19 protein-coding genes are annotated in these 21,372 nt (G+C 58.3%); 5 read left to right on the top strand and 14 right to left on the bottom strand.

Translation table 11 applies throughout. The annotated features are described in order from the left end of the window. Positions 1–203 precede the first annotated feature (203 nt). The 4 genes from ACSQ13_RS08205 to ACSQ13_RS08190 form a co-directional block, all read right to left on the bottom strand. Positions 204–1,544, bottom strand: coding sequence for an HlyD family type I secretion periplasmic adaptor subunit (locus tag ACSQ13_RS08205; protein WP_176249286.1), 1,341 nt, complete (start codon positions 1,542–1,544; stop codon positions 204–206). After that, positions 1,541–3,400 (bottom strand): type I secretion system permease/ATPase, encoded by a 1,860-nt coding sequence (locus ACSQ13_RS08200; RefSeq protein WP_255200128.1) that lies wholly within the window; start codon positions 3,398–3,400, stop codon positions 1,541–1,543. The genes ACSQ13_RS08205 and ACSQ13_RS08200 overlap by 4 nt, the downstream gene beginning before the upstream one ends. A 119-nt stretch (positions 3,401–3,519) precedes the next feature. Next, complete coding sequence (locus ACSQ13_RS08195) at positions 3,520–5,505, bottom strand: hypothetical protein (protein ID WP_295512213.1); 1,986 nt, start codon at positions 5,503–5,505, stop codon at positions 3,520–3,522. A 125-nt stretch (positions 5,506–5,630) separates the two neighbouring features. After that, a complete protein-coding gene (locus ACSQ13_RS08190) occupies positions 5,631–6,569 on the bottom strand; it encodes a hypothetical protein (protein WP_176249284.1) in 939 nt (312 codons plus the stop codon). 509 nt (positions 6,570–7,078) lie between these two features. On the opposite strand from ACSQ13_RS08190, the gene ACSQ13_RS08185 reads away from it, so the two are divergent. Beyond that, positions 7,079–7,798 carry a response regulator transcription factor gene (locus tag ACSQ13_RS08185; protein WP_255200127.1) on the top strand — a complete coding sequence of 240 codons (720 nt, stop codon included), beginning with the start codon at positions 7,079–7,081 and terminating at the stop codon, positions 7,796–7,798. A gap of 8 nt (positions 7,799–7,806) precedes the next feature. Further along, positions 7,807–8,322 (top strand): hypothetical protein, encoded by a 516-nt coding sequence (locus ACSQ13_RS08180; RefSeq protein ID WP_176249283.1) that lies wholly within the window; start codon positions 7,807–7,809, stop codon positions 8,320–8,322. A 140-nt stretch (positions 8,323–8,462) separates the two neighbouring features. On the opposite strand, the gene ACSQ13_RS08175 is transcribed toward ACSQ13_RS08180, so the two are convergent. After that, on the bottom strand, positions 8,463–8,801 hold the full coding sequence (locus ACSQ13_RS08175) for a hypothetical protein (protein WP_176249282.1): 339 nt from the start codon (positions 8,799–8,801) through the stop codon (positions 8,463–8,465). A 183-nt stretch (positions 8,802–8,984) separates the two neighbouring features. Between ACSQ13_RS08175 and ACSQ13_RS08170 the strand changes: the two genes are divergently transcribed. The 3 genes from ACSQ13_RS08170 (at position 8,985) to ACSQ13_RS08160 (ending at position 14,028) form a co-directional block, all read left to right on the top strand. Continuing rightward, entirely contained in the window at positions 8,985–9,971 is a 987-nt protein-coding gene (locus tag ACSQ13_RS08170) for an efflux RND transporter periplasmic adaptor subunit (protein ID WP_295512216.1), read from the top strand. Then, entirely contained in the window at positions 9,964–13,191 is a 3,228-nt protein-coding gene (locus tag ACSQ13_RS08165; protein WP_295512217.1) for an efflux RND transporter permease subunit, read from the top strand. Before ACSQ13_RS08170 ends, ACSQ13_RS08165 begins: the two co-directional genes overlap by 8 nt. A gap of 108 nt (positions 13,192–13,299) precedes the next feature. Continuing rightward, complete coding sequence (locus ACSQ13_RS08160) at positions 13,300–14,028, top strand: MgtC/SapB family protein (RefSeq protein ID WP_295512219.1); 729 nt, start codon at positions 13,300–13,302, stop codon at positions 14,026–14,028. 43 nt (positions 14,029–14,071) lie between these two features. Here the strand turns inward: ACSQ13_RS08160 and ACSQ13_RS08155 are convergent, their stop codons facing one another. The 9 genes from ACSQ13_RS08155 to ACSQ13_RS08115 all read right to left on the bottom strand — a co-directional run bounded on the left by ACSQ13_RS08155 (position 14,072) and on the right by ACSQ13_RS08115 (position 21,301). Next, positions 14,072–14,701, bottom strand: coding sequence for a class I SAM-dependent methyltransferase (locus ACSQ13_RS08155; protein ID WP_295512222.1), 630 nt, complete (start codon positions 14,699–14,701; stop codon positions 14,072–14,074). A 142-nt stretch (positions 14,702–14,843) separates the two neighbouring features. Further along, on the bottom strand, positions 14,844–16,001 hold the full coding sequence (locus ACSQ13_RS08150) for a saccharopine dehydrogenase family protein (RefSeq protein WP_295512224.1): 1,158 nt from the start codon (positions 15,999–16,001) through the stop codon (positions 14,844–14,846). A 122-nt stretch (positions 16,002–16,123) separates the two neighbouring features. Beyond that, positions 16,124–16,381 carry a DUF6522 family protein gene (locus ACSQ13_RS08145; RefSeq protein ID WP_176249277.1) on the bottom strand — a complete coding sequence of 86 codons (258 nt, stop codon included), beginning with the start codon at positions 16,379–16,381 and terminating at the stop codon, positions 16,124–16,126. Beyond that, complete coding sequence (locus ACSQ13_RS08140) at positions 16,378–16,539, bottom strand: NnrT protein (RefSeq protein ID WP_176249724.1); 162 nt, start codon at positions 16,537–16,539, stop codon at positions 16,378–16,380. The genes ACSQ13_RS08145 and ACSQ13_RS08140 overlap by 4 nt, the downstream gene beginning before the upstream one ends. Positions 16,540–16,601: 62 nt before the next feature. Then, the gene (locus tag ACSQ13_RS08135; RefSeq protein WP_176249276.1) at positions 16,602–16,778 is read right to left on the bottom strand and encodes a hypothetical protein; all 177 of its coding nucleotides are present in this window, start codon (positions 16,776–16,778) and stop codon (positions 16,602–16,604) included. Between the two features lies 1 nt (position 16,779). Continuing rightward, positions 16,780–18,678, bottom strand: a complete 1,899-nt coding sequence (locus tag ACSQ13_RS08130; protein WP_176249275.1) for a nitric oxide reductase activation protein NorD — start codon at positions 18,676–18,678, stop codon at positions 16,780–16,782. Between the two features lie 5 nt (positions 18,679–18,683). Then, entirely contained in the window at positions 18,684–19,481 is a 798-nt protein-coding gene (locus tag ACSQ13_RS08125) for a CbbQ/NirQ/NorQ/GpvN family protein (protein WP_176249274.1), read from the bottom strand. Positions 19,482–19,484: 3 nt separating this feature from the next. After that, positions 19,485–20,834 (bottom strand): cbb3-type cytochrome c oxidase subunit I, encoded by a 1,350-nt coding sequence (locus ACSQ13_RS08120; protein ID WP_176249273.1) that lies wholly within the window; start codon positions 20,832–20,834, stop codon positions 19,485–19,487. Positions 20,835–20,848: 14 nt separating this feature from the next. Further along, entirely contained in the window at positions 20,849–21,301 is a 453-nt protein-coding gene (locus ACSQ13_RS08115) for a c-type cytochrome (protein ID WP_176249272.1), read from the bottom strand. Positions 21,302–21,372 lie beyond the last annotated feature (71 nt).

Raw genomic sequence — 21,372 nt, 5'->3', positions numbered from 1 at the left:
TGGCGGCGAGGCGGCCTTCAATCCGGTGCTGTTTCGGACCCATCGCGAGGGGGCGCGCCTTGCACGCGTGCCTGCATGGGGTCGAACCAAGGGGGCGTTCCGATAGAAGAGTTCTACATATCAATAGCTTGATCGACGTCGCACCGCGCGCGACACACGACCACCCGATCTGGCGCTCTATGCCTGTCGCGCGCGACGGATCGCTACCTTTCGCGGAAAGCGCGCGACATGCTGTCGAGGATCGGTTTCATGAGATATTGCACGAAGGTCCGTTCGTCGGTCTGGATCATGATCTCTGCCGGCATCCCGGGGGTGGGGGAAAAACCGGGCACTCTCAGCAATTCTTCGGGTTCGATCGAAATGCGGGTCAGGTATACCTCTTGCTGGGCGGTTGAATTCTGGTCGGTAATCGTATCCGCAGAGACATAGAAAACCTTGCCCTCAAGCACCGGCGTGGTGCGTTGGTTCAGGGCAGAAAGCCGGATCGTTGCGTGCAAGCCGATTTTGACACTGTCGATATTCGTACGCGGGACTTGGGCTTCGATGATCAGGGGTTCGGCCGATGGCAAAATCTCGACGATGGCTTTGCCGCTTTCAACCACACCGCCCGCCGTATGGTAATACAGCCGTACGATCGTGCCTGAAACAGGGGCCGTGATATCGACCCTGTTGAGCACTTCTTGCGCCGTGCGCACCTGTTCGCGAATGCCGTCAAGTTCCGCCTCTACGACCTGCAATTCATCAAGCGCCTTATCACGGTGTTCCCCCAAAGTCTGTTCAATCTGCGCGGTATAGCGATCGCGGACTTCGGAAATCTCGTTTATCTCGGCGGTGAGGCGGCCAACCTGACCTTCGGCTTCGGCAATGGCGCGTCGAACGGTGTTTACGTCGGTCCGGCGCACAAGACCGCGGTCTAGCAACGTCTGTTTATCGGCCAGTTCCTCTGCCAGAATGGCGACCTGAATCTGCGTTGCTTCAAGCTGGCTTTGATAGCCGCTTGACCTGATCCCAAGCGCCTCGATGCTGCGCTCCAGCAGGCCGATGTCGTTTTTCAGGCCCTGCATCGACACGGTGAACCCCAAAGACTGGTTCTCCATCATTGTGGCGACTTCCAGATCGGCGCGCAGTTTTTCCAGATGCGGCGGAAACCTGAGCGTGTTCTCTTGTTTGTATTCGGAATTGAACCGCGCCTGAGCGACTTCCAGTCGAACCTGCCTGAGGAAAAGTTCCCGTTCCTTGCCAAGCGCCGATGTCTCGTCGAGCCGGACCAGAACTTGCCCCGCTTCGACCATATCACCTTCGGCGACATAGATCTGTTCGATGATGCCGCCCTCCAGATGCTGGACAATCTTGTTGCGTCCGGTGGCGATAAAGCTGCCTTGCGACACAACCGCCGCGGCAAGCGGCGCTTGGGTGGCCCAATATCCGAAACCCCCGAATGCGGAGATGATCAGGAAAGTGCCGAATATCACGTGACCCCTGATCGACCGGGGCACATCGTCATACCATGTGGCGTCAATAATCGCGGTTGGGGCATGTCTCATGACGAAATCTCCTGTGGGGTGGCGTTCGCGCTTGCGCTGCGTTCGGCGAGTTTTTGCAACACCGGATCACGATAGCCAAACAGCGCAACATTCCCGTCCGCGACCATCATGATCTTGTCGACAACCTTCAAAAGCGACGGCTTTTGGGTGATGACAACAACGGTGATCTTGTTGTCTTTGGCGTGCTGGATGGCCCGCGCTAGGGCCAGATCGCCTGCCGCATCAAGGTTGGAGTTCGGTTCGTCAAGCACCAGCAAGCGGGTCTTGCCAAAGAAGGCGCGCGCCAGGGCGACACGCTGCTTTTGCCCGCCCGACAGCGGTGATCCGTCAGCGGCGACCATGGTTTCATAGCCGTGGGGCAGGGCTGCAATCATGTCGTTGACGTCTGCCAGCACTGCGGCGCGGTGGATGTCTGCGTCAGTGGCGTCGTCGCGCATTCGGGCGATGTTGTCTTTGATCGTTCCGGGGAACAGCTGCACATCTTGCGGCACATATCCGATACTTTCGCCCAGTTGGCGCGGGTCCCAGTTGCGGATATCCATCAGGTCCAGACGCACACTGCCCGAGGTTGGCAGAATGGAGCCGACCAGCATTTTCCCCAAGGTGGTTTTGCCCGCGCCAGAGTTGCCAATGACAGCAAGGGTTTCGCCGGGATCAAGGTGGAAGCTGAGCCCGTTCAGAATGACCTGTTTGGTGCCGCCGGGCACATATAGCAGGCGTTCAACATCAAGACGGCCCTGTGGATCAGGCAGAACCAGCCGTTCGAACCGCACCCGCGAGCGGCGCATCAGATCGTTGATCCGCCCATACGCCGCGCGCGACAACAGAAACGAATTCCACCCCTCGATCGACCCTTCGATGGGGGCCAGCGCGCGCCCCGCGATGATAGAGGCCGCAATCACCATGCCGCCGGTGATCTCCCCTTGCAGTGCCAGATTGGCCCCCCAACCCAACATGCCGATCTGCGTCAACAGCCGCGCGCCCCGGCTGATGGAGGCAAAAATGATGTTGCGGTCCTGGGCACGCACCTGTGCGGTAAGTGAGCCTGCCGTGTCCTTGCCCCAGATGCGCACGGCTTCGGGCACCATGGCCATCGCGTTGATAATCTGGCTGTTGCGGGCCATTGAATCGAGATGCATGTTCGCGCGGCTTTGGGCCATGTTCGCCTCGGCAAAGGGTTTGGCGGTCATTTTCTGGTTCACGATTGCGATGACAAGCAACAGCAACGAACTGCTGACCACGATCATGCCAAGATGCGGGTGGACAAGGAAAATCACCGATAGAAACAGCGGGGCAAAGGGGACATCCAGAAAGGAGATCAGCGTCCCTGACACAAGGAACCCGCGCACCTGCTGCAGGTCGGACAGGGTCTGGTATTCCTTGCCGTTGCCCTGCAACGAGGCATGGGCGGCGGCGCTCAGGATCGGGGCCCCCAGACGCGCGGCCACTTCAACGGCGCTTCGCATCAGGATGAACCGTCGCAGGGAATCCAGTATCGTTTGCACCAAAATCGCGCCAACGATCACGATTGTCAGCATCACCAGCGTATCAACGGACCTGCTTGTCAAAACCCGGTCCGAAATCTGGAAAAGATAGATCGGGATCGCGAGGATCAGGATATTGGTCCCAAGGGTCAGGATCATGACGAACATGAGATTGCGCCGGACCGCCCGCACGCCTTTTTTCAGGGCATCGGCAAAACCGTCAGGCCCGATCCGCTTGTGAAAGGGTACCGTATCCGCGCCTTTGCCGCCACCACCGCCCGCCGCTGCAAGGGTCGCTTCCTTTTGCCGGTCTGCGTTGCTGGGTTGGTCGATGACGGGGCCGGAATGGGGGCCATCAGACAGTTTGTCCATTACCTCGGCCCCCATTTCGGGTTTCAATTTTAAAGGTTCCGACTTCGTTGCCTCGTGCGGGTATGGTTCACTGGTGTGGTCAGAGTCTTTCAAGGCGCTTCTCCGGTAATTCAAATGCTTCAGGTTACGATGGAGCCCATCATGTCGACGTCAGAGCTGGTGAAATCCGGAGATTGCGAAACCATTCCGGTGTCGCCGAGGTCGGGGTCGATCATATCCTCGGCAAGAAAGACGACCGCCTCTGAGGCGAGGGGGGGCGCGCCAAGGGGCTGGGCGTCTGTGTCGATCAGTTCTGCCTGATACAGCAGCAGGTCGTCATAGACCTCGCCGCCCACCATGATCGTTGAATCAGCCCCGTAGTTCTGGATCGTCGCCATATTGACTGCGGCGTTTGACCCGGTCGTGGTGGTTGGAATTGAATCCGACCCGGCCAAAAGCGCTTCGACTTCGAACGCGACCTGATCTGCATCGCCGATGATATTGGTCTGTTCGATTGCAGAGACGTTGATGAGGTCGCCGGAAATATACAGGATGTTCAAAGGGGCATGGCCGTCGAACACCTCGTGGTTTTGAACGTCATCCGACAACACGCGCGCCCCTGCTGCCAGATCGGCCCCTGCTTGGGCGAAAATGCTGTCCATCTCGATGTAGCTGTCGATGGAGTTCGACTGGATCAAGGCCATGTTATAGGCAAGATTGTCGCCCATGGAGGCAGAATAGGGACCGGCCCCCGCCACATGCACCGCATCGTCATCAAACAGAATATTTGTCTGGAAAATCAGCGACATATCGTACATGTTTCCGCCGACAATGATCAGGTCATAGCCCTGCGCAAATTCCAAAAGGCTGACCTGATTGAACAGCACGTTGTCGCCGAAATCGAGAAAGCTGTCTTCGCCCGAGAAGGTGATCTGGGCCGTGTCATGGTCGGACATGTAGTTGTATTGATGAATCCAGTTGACCGAAATCAGATCGGCATCGACGCGCGTGACAATCGCTGTGACATTCACCGGAAAGGCAGCAGTTGGTGCCGCATCTGACGTTACACTGTGCTGTGAGGCGAACATCGCGGCATTGATGGATGTATTCATCGGCGAGATGTTCGTCGCGCCGGAATTGTAGTCATGGATGACGTTGACCTGTGCAATCGCCGAAATCGCTACCATATCGCCCATAACTGCAATGACAGGCGCATCTACATGTTGGGCAACGATCACGGTTTCGTTGATCTCCATATTGCCGCCTGCAATGACGCTGTGGCCGGCTTCGACGTCGAAAAACGCGGCGGCAGTGCCCGCATTACCCGTCGGGGTGAGAAAGCTGTCGGCGGCCATGGCATCCTCTGCCTGGGCCGCGTCGTTTTTGGCTTGCAGATATGTGGGAAGAAGATTGTCGAGATCGGGCATGGCGTCTTGGTCGGCCCCGTTGACGGTGATTTCACCGATGGCCGGACCCGACAGAAATGACACCTGTCCGCCCATTGCTTCTGCGGCCGAGGCACTTTCCAAGTAGTTCTCAGCGAATGTTTCACCCATCGTTGACCCCTCAAGGATCAGGGTAAGCGGGTCGCCATTTGTGCCCGGCATCATCGGCTGGGCCGCTTGCCACAGGGTCTCAAGCTGCTGGTCCAGTATGTCGGGGGCAATGAAGCTCCCTGCGTCGATATCGCCGAAAAAGTCGTGATCGATCAGATAGTTGGTTTGCTGAGAGACGAATGCAACCGAGCCGGGCATCGGGGATGACACCGTGAAACCGCCAGCACTCTGCTTGGCCGGTTCAAAAAACGGGAAGTCCTGGGCATCGTCGACGACCAGTTCCGCCTTTGCCTTGAGGAAGGGCAATTGAAGGGGATGGTGACCTGACACCGCAAGGGGTGCGGGGGCATCGGGTGTGAGCCATAAGGGCGACAGACCCGCTGCATATCCATCCAGCGCATATGGAGCGCGCGCAGCTACCGTCTGTGAGGATTGATCGTCAAAGGAGGGGTCTTGAGTTTGGCGATGACGAAAACCATCAATTTCGCTTCTAAACCTCGAACCGTCCAAGGCCGTTTCAAATGCACCAATAAAATGGGCAACGATTTCGGATGTTCTATCGATAAGCATTTTGACCACCAGTTATTATTATTATCTGCTCGGTGGTGCCTCGGAATTTTATGCGCCCCGCGCGAGTTGTTCTCGCGCGAGGTGTTGTTATTGGCGACCGGTAGGGCCGGTCACGGTCAAACGGTTTATGCGCCGTCTGAGCTGTCGTCACCGATGTAGGTGGAGTTCATGTTGCCACCGACCACGGACATATCGACTGTGTTGCCGAGGATGTTGGCACCCATCACAATGCTCTGGTTGAACGCTGTGGTATCAACGGTTGCAGATGCCGAAGACAGGGATTCACCGGCGACATAACCGTCATCACCGTTTCCGCTGCCCCATGTACCGGCAACAGCACCATCGGCGTCATCGTCGTGAGGACCATTTTTCCAAGGGTGGCCACCAAAGTCGGGTTCTGCAGCAGCAGCGCCAGTGCCGATGCCGTCACCTGAGGATGCGGTGCCACCATGCGCGCTGCCGTTGTTGGTCAGCGACCCGCCCACGGTTGCATTGTGAAGAACATCACTGTCGATCAGGTTGTTCGACTGTGCATTCACAAGGCCAACATCATTTCCGGCACCGGTCAGCGCGTCGGTCAGGATGTCATCGAGGTTCATCTCGTTACCGGGGTCGAAGTTCACATCGCCCTTGGCCATCAGGATATTGTCGACAGACGCACCGCCGCTCAGGTCGATGTCTGCAAAGTCATCGTCCGATGGCACATAGTCCGTCATATCGAAGGCGCCGGTGACCCCGACATCGACTGTCACAGTCGTGGTCGACGTGTTGGTGGCCTCGTTTGTGGCGGTGTTGGAAGCGTTGTTTTCGTTTCCGTTCAGGTTCAGGTTACCGTTCAGGTTACCGTTGCCGTTCAGGTTACCGTTACCATTCAGGTTACCGTTGCCGTTCAGGTTCTCGCTTTCGCTGGTTTGCGATTGGCCCTGACCCTGAAGCTGGCCCTGACCCTGCAATTGCGCCTGAAGCTGTGCTTCGGCCTGCGCCTGATCTTGTTCCTGGCTTTGGTTGCCCATCGGTACGTAGTTGTTGCCACCGTGGTGGTGTCCGTGTCTACCATTTGACATGATAAATGCTTTCTTTGGGGGCATCCGCCAGATCCACCGCTCATCTAAAAGGTGGGATTTCTATTTGAATGCCGGTTCCTGTTGAACGTCACATCATTGCGACAAGATCAGATTGGCGTGAATAGAAGCGGTGCGATATCTAGCAATTCAGACTGTAGATTCTAATCAATGGGATGGGGTGAATGTTAGTATCTACGCCAAAAAGATAGGCCCTTTGATTTAGATCGAAGGCATAAAATGCGGAATATTTTTCCCGATTCTTATATTAAGGTTCTGACTTGCTTGTAGAAATCTGTTTTTCTGGTTTCCCGGAAGTATTTTTAACCGATGTGTTAGGTTCTGGTCAGGAAGGGGTTCCGCCAGGGGTGAAATTTTCCACCACAACCTTGGCGAAAACCTGCCAGGCCCTGCCTTGATAAGTCAGTCCCCATTGAGATTTATCAATAACCCTCTAAAATTTTTTGGTAGTGATATTTGGTCTAGTCGCTCCAATATTTGGAACAAATTCAATGCCTAAAGCTATTAACCAAGTGAGATACAACAGCACAGAACGTCAGGCCATTTTGTTTGTCGGCGGTCGGACATCATTTCCTGACGTCTACCTACGCCTTATTATGAGCGAGTTCGATAATTTGGACGTCTCAATTGTACCTACTTTTGCAGCGGTGAAAGACCGATTGAATACAAGCCCCTATTGCAGAGTGACGTTAATTTTCTCGCCTCGGTCTGTGGAGGCAGAGATGGAAACTCTTTTTGAATTGTCAAAACAGTTCCCCAATTTCGACCTGGCTTTGGCGTTTCATGATATAAAAGACATCAAGAATTTTATCGACGCGATTGGAGATACGGCGTTGATGGCGAAATTGAGTTTTCTGCCGCTTCGCACGCGTATTGATTCAGCGATAAATATCTTCCGTTTGCTGGTTTCGGGCGAACGGCACATTTGCGGGGAAGTCATGGACTATCTCTTGTCGGGAAGCTTCCCTGCCGGACTCGAAATCAAGGCCAATATGTGGGACCAGATCAGATCGCTGACGGCCCGCGAAAAAGATGTCTTGGGCTATTTGTCAAAAGGCGAGCCAAACAAGGTCATCGCCCATCATCTGCAACTGTCGGAAAGCACGGTCAAGCTGCACATCCACCATATCATCGGCAAAATGGGTGTCACAAACAGAACAGAGGCCGCGATTGCCTATGTTGCCGCAACCGGAAATTTCAGGGTTGAATAGGCAAGCAGATGGCAAGATCGCAAGAGCCGGACCTGACAAGTTTTGACAAGTTCCTATTGCTGGTGGGGCGGCTCAACTATGCCTGGACAAACACCGAAAGCCTGTTGATCCATTTCATCGCCGGATTGGCAAAGGTCGATCTGGAAACGGCGACGGTTATTTTCATGACCCTGAATACATCACGGGCGCGGATTGATCTGGTGCAACGCCTGTCAAAGCTGGGCCGTGTCCAAAGCGAGGAGCGCAAACAGGTTATTGCCTTGACCACGCGCATGCAAAAAATCGGCCACATCCGCAACCGCTACAACCATTGTATCTATGCGTTCGATTCACAATCGGCGGCCACGCATACGATCCTGATGCGGATCGCAGATCGGAAAGACGCGATCAAGATGGGGCAGGTTGAGCAGTTGGACCAAGGCACGCGAGACGGCATTTACAAGGCAATCGACGATCTGGGGGATCTGAACCGCGAGATTTGGGCGTTCTTGAATAAACACGACTATCCCAGAACCGCGACCTGATCCGTTGGGCTTAACCACTTTGGCAGCACAACTTCGACAGGGTGCGCTTCGCCAAACACACGCGGGGGTCTTCGCTTTGTTGGAAAGCACCCTGCAAAAGGTGCTTTCCGTCAGTGTCATGCCGGTCATCGGCAAGTTGATCAACGGCACACAACTGTGAACACATTTACCGTAAGCGGTGCGCGGCGACCACGGCGGACCATCTGTCGGCGTGTCGGGCCGGGGCCTCTGACCGCGATCAGACCCAGCTCGGTGCAGCGCGGCGCGAAGCTGGCGATGATCGCGGCCTCGGATACCATGCCGGGCACATATTGTACCGAATAGCTGGTGGCGCTTAGGGGTGTCACAAGGTGAACATGCGGTTCAACATCTGTGCTGAGCACGATCATATCATGATGGTGGCGCGGATATACGTACGTCTCGCAGCCGGCGACTGCGGTCAAAAGCAGTCCGGCCAAGGTTAGGTTTAGAATTTTCATAGCGATCTCCTGTAATTAAAAGCACGCTACGCCGTTACGGCGACGGAAAATTGATATACCGCAATTCAGCTTTGCCGCGACGACGCCGCGCTTGATCGAAATCAAGGCAGGCTGCCCCGCAAGCCGGTATTGCGGGGTGTCAGACTGACCCTTGAAACGAATTGAACGGAAATGGCGGGAAATATGCGACTATTTGGATCGATCATTGCCACGCTCCTTTTGCTCGGCCCGGCAGGTGCCGAAACATTGGTGCTAGAACCCAGTCCCATCGCGGAATGGAAGGCTGTTTACGGCCAGATAGAAACCCGTGACCGGGTGCCCGCGCGCGCCCGCATCGGTGGCACGGTGACCGCACTTGATGTGACCGAAGGCGATCTGGTGGTCGCCGGGCAGCGGGTCGCGATGGTCGAGGATGACAAATTCGCCTTTCAACTGGGGTCCATCGACGCGCAGCTTGCATCGCTGAACGCGCAGATCACAACCGCGCGCGCCGATCTTGAACGCGGTCTTCAACTGATTGAACGCGGGGTTATCACCAAGCAGCGGCTTGACCAATTGCAGACAACCGTTGACGTTCTTGAGGGTCAGGTCCGCAGCCTCGGGTCGGAGCGGCTGGTTATCCAGCAGCGCATCGCCGAGGGCGAAATACTGGCACCTGGGGCAGGGGTTGTCCTGTCGGTGCCGCTGTCGCTGGGGTCTGTCGTGACGCCGGGCGATACGGCTGCAGTTGTTGGCGGTGGGGGGATATTCCTGCGTCTGTCGGTACCCGAACGTCATGCCACGACATTGTCCGAAGGCGACGAGATCGAGCTTGGCACTGCATCGGCGGGTGACGGCGCGGGGCGCAAGGGGCGGCTTGCCAAGCTGTACCCCCAGATCGAAGGCGGCCGTGTTCAGGCCGATGTGGAGGTCGAAGGGCTGGACGGGCGCTTTGTCGGACGCCGGTTGCCGGTGCGGCTTGCCGTGGGCACGCGCATGGCGATCCTTGTGCCCGAAGCCGCGCTAAGCCGTCATGGCGGGCTGGATTTTGTATCGGTAGAAACCGACGGGGCGGGCGCGCAGCGGCGCACCGTGGTGCCGGGTGGCACTGTGCAAGTTGACGGCGCGATCTGGCGCGAAATCCTGAGCGGTCTGGCTGCGGGAGATCGGGTTGTGGTGTCTCATGAATAATAACACCCCTGAAAACGGCGGCCGGGTCGGGCTTGTCGGGCAGTTGACGCGGGCGTTTATCGCCTCGCCGCTGACACCGCTTATCATGATGGCGGCCCTTGCAATGGGTCTGATCGCGCTGGTCAGTCTCCCCCGCGAGGAAGAACCGCAGATTTCCGTGCCTTTGGTCGATATCCACGTTCGGGCCGACGGGTTGAAAGCCGAAGATGCCGTCAAGCTGATCACCCAACCGCTTGAGAATATCGTCAAGGGGCTGGACGAGGTCGAGCATGTCTATTCCGACACGCGTGACGACCGCGTGATGGTGACAGCGCGGTTTCTTGTTGGTGTCTCGGCGGATACCGCGATCCTGCGGGTTCGGGACAAGATCATGGCCAACCTTGATCGCATCCCGGTGGGCATATCCGAACCGCTGGTCGTGGGGCGGGGTATCAATGATGTGGCCATCGTTACGCTGACTTTTGCACCGGCTCAGGATGCCGACGGCATTACGGCGGGCGATCTCACCCGTGTGGCCCGCGAAGTCGAAGTCGAACTGGCCAAGATCGACAATGTCGGGCTGACCTATCTGGTCGGAGCCACCCAAGAAGCGCTGCGCATCGCGCCGGACCCCGAGCGGCTTGCCATCCATGGTGTCACCTTGCAGCAGCTGGTGGCCAAGGTCGAGGGGGCCAACAGTGCCACCCCCGCCGGGCAGCTGCGCGATCAGGGCGAACAGATCGGTCTGGTGATCGGCAAAACCCTTTCGACACCCGAAGAGATCGGAAATCTTGAACTGACCACCCGCGACGGGCGCACGGTCTATGTCCGCGATGTTGCCGATGTGGCGTTCGTATCCGACCTTGACGAATTTCACGTGGCCAGTCTGGGGCGCGCCGGAGAAGACGGGGGCGCGGTGTCGCGCCGTCCTGCGGTGACCTTGGCGGTGGCAAAACGTGCCGGGGCCAATGCCGTGATCGTCGCAGAAGAGATATTGCACCGCGTTCACGCGATGGAAGGCGGGATCATCCCCGACAGCCTTGAGGTCGAGGTCACGCGCGACTACGGCGAAACGGCGGATGAGAAAGCAAACGAGCTGCTGTACCACCTTGGCCTTGCGACAGTGTCGATCGTGGCGCTGGTGCTGCTGGCCATCGGCTGGCGCGAGGCGCTGGTCGTGGCAATTGTCATTCCGGTCACGATCCTGCTGACGTTATTTGCCTCGTGGATCATGGGCTATACGCTGAACCGGGTTTCGCTGTTCGCGTTGATCTTTTCGATTGGTATTTTGGTGGATGACGCCATCGTCGTGATTGAAAATATCGCGCGTCACTGGGCCATGAAACACAACGGGAAAAGCCGGCTCGAGACGGCGGTTGCCGCCGTTGCCGAAGTGGGCAACCCCACAATCGTCGCCACGCTGACGGTGGTTGTGGCGCTGCTGCCGATGTTGTTCGTGTCCGGGCTGATGGGCCCCTACATGAGCCCGATTCCGGCGAATGCCTCGGCTGCGATGATCTTTTCCTTCTTTGTGGCTGTGGTGATCACGCCTTGGTTGATGCTCAAGATCGCTGGCAAGGCGGATGCGGGCCATCATGCCGAAGGCGGGGCGCATCCGGGGGGGCGATTGGGTCGGGTTTACGCCGCAGTCGCGCGCCCGCTGTTGCGCAGCAAGGGCCGCAGTGCCGTGTTTTTGCTGGTCGTTGTGGTGCTGTCTTTCGGGTCGCTGGCGACGCTTTATACCCGTGATGTCACGGTGAAACTGCTGCCTTTCGACAATAAATCCGAACTGGCCATTGTCGTCGATCTGCCCGAAGGGTCTTCGGTCGAGGCCACGGATGCCATCGTGCAGGCCGCGGCGCGCATCGGGATGGATTTACCCGAAGTCGTGTCGGCCCAGACCTATTCGGGCACCGCTGCGCCCTTTAATTTCAACGGGTTGGTGCGCCATTACTATCTGCGTCAGAACCCCGAGATGGGCGAGGTGCAATTGAACCTCGCGGCAAAGGATCACCGCGACCGCCCAAGCCACGCCATCGCACTGGAGCTTCGCGACAGGTTGCAGGCGATTGCAGTGCCCGATGGCACGGTGCTCAAGGTGGTTGAACCGCCCCCCGGACCCCCCGTGATTTCAACGCTTCTGGCCGAAATCTATGGCCCCGATGCACCGACCCGTCGCGCTGTCGCGGCCAAGGTCCGCACGGCGTTCGAGGCGGTCCCCTATGTGGTTGATGTGGATGACAGTGTCGGCGTTCAGGCCCGTCGTTTGCGGGCGGAACTATCGGTCAGCGACATGGATTTCTACAAGGTTCAGGAACGCGACGCGCTTGATACGCTGCGCTTGCTGAACAGTTCGACGACCGTGGGCTATTCGCACCGTGGCGAAGGCCGCCGCCCGATCCCCATAGTCGTTGCCCGCGCAAGGGCCGATCAGGTGATGGATGAACGCGCGCTTTCCACTCCGGTGCCGGCCAATGCCATCCCCGGCGGGCGCGGTGTGGTCGAATTGGGCGATGTGATCCGCCTGACCCAAGAACCCGCGTCCTTTCCGGTTTTCCGGCATAACGGCTATGATGCGATCATGGTCACCGGAGAACTGGCCGGTGCCTTCGAAGCGCCGCTTTACGGGATGCTTGCTGTGGTCGACCAGCTTGACGGCATGGACTGGACCGATCTGGAAAAACCCGAAATCCGGCTGAACGGCCAACCCGAAAGCACGAACAAGCCGGTTTTGCTGTGGGACGGTGAATGGGAGGTAACCTGGGTGACCTTCCGCGACATGGGGGCGGCTTTCGCTGTGGCGCTCTTGGGCATCTATGTGCTGGTCGTGGCACAGTTCGGGTCGTTCCGCCTGCCTTTGGTCATCCTGACGCCGGTGCCACTGACCTTTCTTGGCATCATTGGCGGGCATTGGCTGTTTCAGGCACCGTTTTCAGCGACCTCGATGATCGGTTTCATCGCGCTTGCGGGGATCATCGTGCGCAATTCGATCCTTTTGGTGGATTTTATCCGGCACGCGGACCCCGAACAAAAGGTCACCACCGAGATTCTGATCGAAGCAGGTGCGACGCGGTTCAAACCGATCTTGCTGACCGCAATTGCGGCAATGATCGGAGCGACCGTGATCCTTGTCGATCCGATCTTTCAGGGTTTGGCGATTTCGCTGCTGTTCGGGTTGTTGTCTTCGACGGCACTGACGGTGCTGGTGATCCCCGCGATCTATCGGTTGTTCAAAACCTAGACCTCGGGGGCCGCCAAATGTCGTGAACGGGGCGCAATGCGGTGCTGAAAGGGCTGATAACGCGCGATTAGATGCTATGGTTGGGGACCAGCCAAGGAGACCCGAGCGTTGAACCATATTTTTTCAGACCTCGATATGCCGTTGCTTCTTGCGACTGTGAACATGGGCTTTGCATTGGTGTTGGGGGCTGTCATCGGGTCCGAACGGCAGTTTCGCGGCAGAATGGCGGGGCTGCGGACCAATGCGCTTGTGTCGCTGGGGGCCGCCGGTTTCGTTACTTTTGCAGCACTTTTCCCAACGGATATCAACCCGACACGCGTGGCTGCGCAGGTCGTTTCGGGGATCGGTTTTCTGGGGGCGGGCATCATTTTCCGCGACGGGTTCAACATCCAAGGGATAAACACAGCGGCGACTTTATGGTGCGCTGCGGCGGTTGGATTGATCTCGGGGACGGGGCATGTGCTTTATGCCATCGCTTTGACTTTGTTGATCGTTTTCTCGAATCTAGGTCTGCGCCCGATTGTGCGAAAGCTGAAAACACTGTCCGATCAAAACTCAGGGGCGGGATCGCATTTCGATCTGACCTTTGAATGCAGGGTTGAGGATGAGAAACAGGTGCGGGCCGCGATCATTGGCTGTTTGGGCGATGAGGCGTTGGAAATTTGCCAGATCGTCAGCCGCACGGATATTAAAATCGTCGAAATCGTTGTTCAGGTCACGGGCGCGGAAGACGCTTCTGCAAAGGTAGAGCGGACCATTTCCAAACTGTCACTGTCGCCCGGCCTGCTTAGGGCGGGCTGGTGCGTCGCAGAGGCGGGGGAGATCGGCTTTAAATAACGCAGGGGGCCGACCTGAGCTTGGACCAAAGCCCGACGACCGCTTAGTCAGGTTGGTTCTGCGGTGATGCCGTCGCTGTCATGAAAACATCATAGCGCGTTGATTTTCCACAGATTTGATGGGTGCAGGGTTTGATCTCTGCAATCGGGTCCGCTTTGGCGGGCCACTTCAGCACCACACGGTTGAGCGCATGTTCCAGTGCGACACGCAGCAGATCAGCGGCGTCGTCATCACTGCCTACGATCGCGCGGACCTGACGCAATTCCTGCTTTACCAGCGCTGAGCTTTTCCGTGGGGGGTGCATCGGATCAATCAATATTGCCTCGCCCGCCAATTCAGGGATCAGATCCTTGGCATCGCCCTTTAGCAGGGTCATGCGGCCGATAATTTCGGCTAGTGCGCCACCTTCCTGGGCGGCGCGTTTCATGCCCTGATCCAGCAGATCATGCATTTTTTCGGACCGTTCGATCATAAAGACCTGCGCACCAAGTGAGGCCAAAAGAAAGGAATCCCGCCCCAATCCGGCTGTGGCATCGACAATCAGTGGCGTTTTGCCGCCGCGCAATCCCATTGCTTTTGCAATGTCCTGCCCGCGTCCGCCACCAAACCGCAGCCGGTGCGCAACCGGACCGTTCACAAAATCTACGCGCAATTCTGCGGGAACTTTTTTCAAACGCCGCTCGCTTTCATCGCCATAAGGGCTCCGATGCCCCTATTACCCAGTCTGTATCTGTTTTCCTATACCGAGCGGGACTTCAATAGCTAGCGCAATGCAACCCGCAGCGCCCGCATAGGGGCGCTGCGGGGCAGGGGTTTTACCCTTCGACCTCGAATGTCAGGCCGGCATTTGCTGTCAATCGGTCGATGATCGCCGCGCCAAAGACCGGGGCCGCTGTCAGGACACCGCCGGGGGCGTCGGCGGCTTCCTCAATCAGGCAGATCGCCGCTTCGGTCAGCATTTTCGACGTTGATCCGTAGCCGGGGTCGCGGTCGCCTTTGACGCCCACGGTCAAACGCTGCCCGTCCGCCGAGGTGCCGGTGAACATCAGGTCATAGCTGCCGTTGTCGCGTTCCTCTTTCGAGGGGCCTTCGCCCGGTTTGATGTCATTGTCGCCCATCGGATTGGACTTGGCGATGCCGTTGGCGATGGCTTCGCCTTTTTCGCCTTTGCCGGTGAACATCATTTCCTCATAGGTGAAATCGGTGCCGTAGGGGTGGCCCATCAACAAGTTTGAGCGATGCACGTTCTTGGTGTTGATCGATGCCATCACAAAAGGGGCGACCCACATGCCGAAATCCGCATCCTCATAGGTTTTGTTGCCATAGGGTTGCTTTGGCCCCTCGAACCCTTCGGTCAGCGCAAAGGAGGATACGAGCCGTTTCATGGTCTCGGGATCGCCCATCGCCAGTTTCATGGTTTCCTTGCCAGAGGCGGCGGTCCCGCCCGAGAAAGTGCCCTTCATGCCGCGCACACGGCCTTTTACGTCTTTGATCGGCGCGCCGAAGCGTTTGATCGCCTCTTGTTGCAGGAAATAGACACCCATGTCGAAGGGGATGCTGTCAAAGCCGCAGGAATGCACAATCCGTGCGCCGCTTGCCTTGGCGGTGTCGTTGTATTTCTCGATCATGTCCCACATGAAGGGCGGCTCGCCCGACAGATCAACGTAATCGGTGCCGGATTTCGCGCAGGCCGCAACCAGCGGTTCGCCATACAGCAGATACGGCCCGACGGTGGTGATGATCACACGGGCGCGGGCAACCATCGCGTCAAGCGAGGCAGGGTCGGAGGCATCAGCCTCGATCAGGGGGGTATCGGCAGGCAGGCCCATTTCGTCGCGCACAGCGGCAAGTTTCGCGGCGCTGCGTCCGGCCATGGCCCAAGGGCGGTCGGGATATGTGGCTTGGATATATTCCGCGACAAGCCGGCCTGTAAAACCTGTGGCACCGTAAATGATGATATCGAATTCGGCCATAATGCCGTCCCCCCTATTGGTTGCGTATAATCGCGCAAACTATGGGGCGAAGCAGGCGGCGATTGCCATCGTTGAATTTTGAAACGCTACGTCGGGTCTGCTCAGTTAGGACGGGCCGTGCGTCAAAGGCTGCGCTTGGCCGTGTTGCGAGAGGTCTTGAGAACCGCGCCGCTGTCATCGCAGGTAAACCGCACGCGCATGTCTCCATACCAGAAGGTCAAACGGTGGGTGCCTGCATCTGCGTCGACCCCAGTCTCGAACCGGCTGGTGATCGCCCCTTCGCGCATCAGGGTGATCACCTGCGGTGCGGGGATGTCCAACAGCTTGGCCAGATCAGCGGCATCAATGGTGGGGTTCGGGTTGCTCAGGTCGATGTTCACGTCTGTGCCTTGTCCATGAGGCGGCGGATGTGGCGTGCAAAGGCAATCGTTGCCGGCACGCCGATCACTGCGCCAATCCCGATGGACCATAAAAGCGATAACACAGGCAAGCCAACCCAGCTTCCGATCAGCGAGGCGAAAAACACGTTGACCGCCATCGCGCCTGCCCCGAACGGGTACAGCACCAAGGCAATGGCGCGTGTGGACCAGCCGTTGTCTGTCACCGCCGCGCCACCATTCGCGCCACCACAACAAGCGCCACGATCAGCGCGACGGATGCGGCAGCAAACCAGTATTCGGCCGTGGCAGATTGGGCCTGCGGGACGGGGCGGTCAAAGCTGCTGGCGAGGGCGGGCAAGGGCAGGGCCGCTGCGCAAAAAAGGGCGAGATGTTTCATGTCATGTCTCCTGGGTAAGATGTCGGTAAATATCGGGCAGGGCACGGGTCAGCCGTGCAGGGTTGGGCAGCAATGAAAACCCGCCGCGCCCGAAGATGCGCGCGAACCAGTCCTGCCCGTCTTCGTCGATGATGACCCCGTGCAGGCTTTGCCCCGCGCGGCGCGCTTCGCGCACGGCCATGTGGCTGTCTTCGATGCCGTGCTGGCCTTCGTAATGGTCCAGATCGTTAGGCTTGCCGTCGGTCAGCACGATCAGCAGTTTGCGCGCGGCAGTTTCCTTGGCCAGATGCGCGCTGACATGGCGGATGGCGGTTCCAAGGCGGGTGTAATGGCTGGGCCGCAACGCGCCGATGTTGCGGATCACCTCGGGTGACATCGGCGTGTCAAAACCCTTGCAGCGGGTCACGAACACGCGGTCGCGTTTCAGCGATGAAAACCCCCAGATGCCAAACCGGTCGCCTGCTGCATCAATGCCGCCCGCCAGTGCCGCCAGCGTTTCGCGTGCCACCCCGATTACGGATGTATCGCCCACTGCGGCTTCGGTGGATCGCGAGGTGTCGATCAGAAAGGCAACGGCCAGATCACGTTCAACCTGCCGCGAGGCCTGCCAGATGCGGTCGCTACCCTGACCTGTGGCGGCAATTTCGGCGCGGCTGGCGATCAGCGCATCAAGATCCAGTTCCGGCCCGTCAATCTGGCGCGGGCGCAAGATACGCCGCGGATGCAACGCCGCAAACTGACGCCGTACCTCGCGGATGCGCTGCGGGTCAGGCGCAAAGGGTTCACCTGTGTCCATAGGTGGCGCCTCGAGCACGCGGCAGTGGTCTTGCATATAGCTGCGGGCTTGGTGGTTCCATTCGGGATAGGTGAATTCCCCTGCCAGCGCCTCGTGATCGGCATCGGCTGGCGACAGGTCCAGATGCAGGCGCAGGCGGGTGGCGGCGCGTTTATCCACCTTGGACAGGGTGATTTCGTCCTGATCATCCGCCGCTTTTTGCGCGTTCTCGTCGTCGTCATCATCGACGGAGCGGTTCAGGTTCATCGATTCAACCCATGACAGGATCGATTCAAACCGGTGCAGGATAAAGCTGTCCTTGCGGTTCGCCTCGCCTCGGTCCTTGCGCAGACCCAGCTTGCGTTTGGTCAGGGTGGCGGTGGGCGGCGGGGCGTCCGTCTCGGTCGCCTCGGTCGCGGCATCGCCTGTGGTGGGGGCGGTAAAGCGCAGCCAGATCGGGACGGGTTGAAAGGGGGTGTAATTGCGCGGACGGGCGTCGGGGGCTGCGGGCACAGTGAAGGTGCCGTGCAGCTGGTCGCGGATGGCAGTTTCCATCGCGGCCTCAGCCTTGGGCTGGGTCTGCGCCCTGCGCGCTGCAAGGATAAACGCCGCCATTTCGCCATGCGCGGCCCGAAGCCCCGCACACCGCGCATAGGCACGGTCACCGGCCTGCGCATTGGCGGCAATCTGTGCCACATCAAAATCGTGCGGGTCGCCGTGAGCGTCGGGCAGGGGCATGGCATCCAGATCGGCGCAGGCGGCAAGGGCGGTCAGCCAGAAATAGGCCGCGCGGTTCAGCGCCGGATCGGGGAAACAGTCCATCACGGGGGGCAGGCGCAGGCCGTTGCCGTCATAGCTGGCACTGTGGGTTTTATCGCGTTCCACGGCAATGCGGCGGCGCAGGGTACGACGATGCTGGACCAGTTGCGCAGGGGCCTGAGATAGTTCAACCCCCGCCGCACCGCCCAAGGCCCGAAACAGCACGGCCAGACTGGGGCGGACCTGCGCAAGGGCGACAGCGGCGTCGGGATAGCACTGATCAGCGCCGATCCCTTCGGCCATGTCATGCCACAGCTTGCCGACCGTTTCCTCGGGCTCCATCAGATCAAGAGGGTGCAGGTCCATTGTCGTTATCCGAACGTCACGGCGACAAGATCGCGCAGCGCCTGTTGGATATCCGCATCATCGCTGAGCGGTTCGATAATCGCGGCCTCGATCGCTTGGTCAAAGGGCATGCCGGCGTTGATCAGCGTCGCGGCATAGATCAACAGGCGGGTAGAGACACCTTCCTCCAGGTCCATGCCGGACAGCCGCCGGATCGCGCCGCCCAACCGGACAAGCCCTGCGGCACGCTCAAGGCTGATTCCGCTTTCCTGCGCGACGACTTTGGTTTCGATATCGGCTTGCGGGAAATCAAAGCTGATCGACAGGAACCGCTGGCGGGTCGAGGGTTTCAAGCGTTTCAGGACATTCTGATAGCCGGGGTTATAGGATGCGACCAGCATAAAGCCGGGTGGTGCCTGAAGCTCTTCTCCCGTGCGGTCAATCATCAGGGTACGGCGGTTGTCGGTCAGCGGATGCAGCACCACGGTCACATCCTTGCGGGCCTCGACCACTTCATCAAGGTAACAAATCGCGCCTTCGCGCACGGCACGGGTGAGGGGGCCATCGACCCATTCCGTCTCGCCGCCTTTAAGCAGATAGCGGCCGATCAGATCGGCTGCTGACAGATCGTCATGGCAGGCGACGGTATAGAGTTTGCGACCGGTTTTGGCGGCCATGTGTTCGATAAAACGCGTTTTGCCGCAGCCCGTCGGCCCCTTCAAAAGAAGGGGCAAACGGTTGGCTTGGGCCATCTCGAACAGGGTACATTCCTGTCCGGTCTGGTGGTAGTTTAGCACAGGTGCAGGGGGGGTCATGTCATTCATGACCTATTCCCCTGCGACCGGTTGGGCCGGACCCGGCTCGATGATCTCGCGGTTGCGGATCACAAGCTGGGAGTAGACGAACAGCAGCGCACCCAGCACCACAGCAATACCCGCCCCAAAGCGCATCATATAGAAGATCGACAGGCTGTCCTGTACCTCCATGAAATAGTCACCGATCACCCGCTGCATGTGGGTTTGAATGGTGCCTGCAAAGGTCAGCACAAAGGTCATGAACGCCATCCCGCCGGTCATCAGCCAGAAGCTCGCCATGTTGAGCACCTGATTATAGGGCTGGCGCTGGCGCAGGATCGGCATCGCATAGGTAAAGATCGCGAGGTTTAGAGCCACATAAGCGCCATAGAACGACAGGTGCCCGTGTGCGGCGGTGATCTGCGTGCCGTGGGAATAGAAGTTCACCCCGTGCAGCGTGTGCAAGAACCCCCAGACACCCGCGCCAAAGAAGGCGACCGTGCTGGACCCGAGCGACCACAAAAGGGCGGCCTTGTTGGGGTGGTTGCGGCGACCTTTCCAGACCATCACAAAGGCAAAGGACATCATCAGGAAGAACGGGATCACCTCGAACGTCGAGAAGATGGACCCGATCCACTGCCAGTATCCGGGCAAGCCGATCCAGTAGAAGTGGTGACCGGTACCAAGGATGCCGGAAAACAGCGCGGTGGCGACGATGACATAGAGCCATTTTTCCACGACTTCGCGGTCCACACCTGTCAGCTTGAGCAGCAAAAAGGCAAGGATTGCGGCCATGACCAGTTCCCAGGTGGCTTCGACCCACAGGTGAACCACGAACCACCAGTACATTTTATCCAGTGACAGGTTGTCAGGGTTGATAAAGGCGAAGATCCACAGCAGCGACAGCAGCCACAGCCCCATCAACAGCACGTTGGTGATCGCGGTTTTCTTGCCCGCAAGCACGGTCATCGAGATGTTGAACAAAAAGATCAACGCGGCAACGAGAATGCCGAATTTCACCCATAGAGGTTGCTCCAGAAATTCGCGACCCCCGTGGATGCCGACAAGATAGCTGCCAACGGCCCCCAACGTGCCGACGACAAGGATCGCCAGTTGCAGGTAGGCCAGCTTGACCGAATAGATCTCGCGCTCGGATTCTTCGGGGACCAGAAAATAGGCGGCACCGAAAAAGCCCAACAGCAGCCAGACGATCAGCGCATTGGTGTGGATCATGCGGATGATGTTGAAGGGCAGCAGTTCCGACAGGAAGTTGGGAGAGACGTAAATCCACCCTGCAAGCAGCCCGCCAAGGACCTGAATGGCAAACAGTGCCATTGCGCATACGAAATAGGCGTAGGCGACTTTTTGTGTTTCATATTTCATGAGTATTTCCCTCCTCAACCCGCGTCATTGGGCGGCCAGCCCTGCGTGTCGGTTTGATCGGCCCACCGCAAAAACTCCGCCAAGGCGCGGATTTCTTCGTCAGTGAGGTTGAAGTTTGGCATCTGGCGGCGGCCTTCGACGCCGCTGGGTTGGGAATTCATCCAACTTTGCAAGGTCTCGAACGCCGCTTCGGGGTCGTCCTGCACGCCCCAACGGGTCATGACGTTGCCAACCTCGGGCGCGAAATACGCGCCTTCGCCGTGCAACGTGTGACAGTTGATGCAGGAATGCCGCTCCCAGACATGTTTGCCCAGAACGACCTCTTCGGTCAGGGGCATGCCTGCGGTTGATGTGTTCACCACATACCGATGAGAGTTCACAGTAAGCACGACAAAGATGACCACAAAGAACAGTGATCCTGCGTAGAAAATATTGCGCGCGCGGGTTTTCGTCAGGATTTCGGCCATCCCTTAGCCCTCCAATTGTTATGTCGGAAAAGCGATAGCAGCCCTGTTGCACCCGAAGTTTGCGCTGGGAC

The sequence above is a fragment of the Sulfitobacter sp. SH22 genome, assembly GCF_965641905.1.
In the GTDB taxonomy this organism is placed as follows: Bacteria; Pseudomonadota; Alphaproteobacteria; order Rhodobacterales; family Rhodobacteraceae; genus Sulfitobacter.
The sequence above is the reverse complement of the archived record's forward strand: the minus strand, read 5'-3'. Positions and strand labels throughout refer to the sequence as shown.

Bases quoted from the DNA above. Each gene is read 5' to 3' on its own strand.
- ACSQ13_RS08115 (WP_176249272.1), bottom strand. From the start codon at position 21,301: ATGGCCGAAATCCTGACGAAAACCCGCGCGCGCAATATTTTCTACGCA.
- ACSQ13_RS08185 (WP_255200127.1), top strand. From the start codon at position 7,079: ATGCCTAAAGCTATTAACCAAGTGAGATACAACAGCACAGAACGTCAG.
- ACSQ13_RS08125 (WP_176249274.1), bottom strand. From the start codon at position 19,481: ATGAATGACATGACCCCCCCTGCACCTGTGCTAAACTACCACCAGACC.
- ACSQ13_RS08135 (WP_176249276.1), bottom strand. From the start codon at position 16,778: ATGAAACATCTCGCCCTTTTTTGCGCAGCGGCCCTGCCCTTGCCCGCC.
- ACSQ13_RS08175 (WP_176249282.1), bottom strand. From the start codon at position 8,801: ATGAAAATTCTAAACCTAACCTTGGCCGGACTGCTTTTGACCGCAGTC.
- ACSQ13_RS08140 (WP_176249724.1), bottom strand. From the start codon at position 16,539: ATGGCGGTCAACGTGTTTTTCGCCTCGCTGATCGGAAGCTGGGTTGGC.
- ACSQ13_RS08150 (WP_295512224.1), bottom strand. From the start codon at position 16,001: ATGGCCGAATTCGATATCATCATTTACGGTGCCACAGGTTTTACAGGC.
- ACSQ13_RS08130 (WP_176249275.1), bottom strand. From the start codon at position 18,678: ATGGACCTGCACCCTCTTGATCTGATGGAGCCCGAGGAAACGGTCGGC.
- ACSQ13_RS08165 (WP_295512217.1), top strand. From the start codon at position 9,964: ATGAATAATAACACCCCTGAAAACGGCGGCCGGGTCGGGCTTGTCGGG.
- ACSQ13_RS08120 (WP_176249273.1), bottom strand. From the start codon at position 20,834: ATGAAATATGAAACACAAAAAGTCGCCTACGCCTATTTCGTATGCGCA.
- ACSQ13_RS08205 (WP_176249286.1), bottom strand. From the start codon at position 1,544: ATGAGACATGCCCCAACCGCGATTATTGACGCCACATGGTATGACGAT.
- ACSQ13_RS08170 (WP_295512216.1), top strand. From the start codon at position 8,985: ATGCGACTATTTGGATCGATCATTGCCACGCTCCTTTTGCTCGGCCCG.
- ACSQ13_RS08200 (WP_255200128.1), bottom strand. From the start codon at position 3,400: ATGGACAAACTGTCTGATGGCCCCCATTCCGGCCCCGTCATCGACCAA.
- ACSQ13_RS08195 (WP_295512213.1), bottom strand. From the start codon at position 5,505: ATGCTTATCGATAGAACATCCGAAATCGTTGCCCATTTTATTGGTGCA.
- ACSQ13_RS08190 (WP_176249284.1), bottom strand. From the start codon at position 6,569: ATGTCAAATGGTAGACACGGACACCACCACGGTGGCAACAACTACGTA.
- ACSQ13_RS08180 (WP_176249283.1), top strand. From the start codon at position 7,807: ATGGCAAGATCGCAAGAGCCGGACCTGACAAGTTTTGACAAGTTCCTA.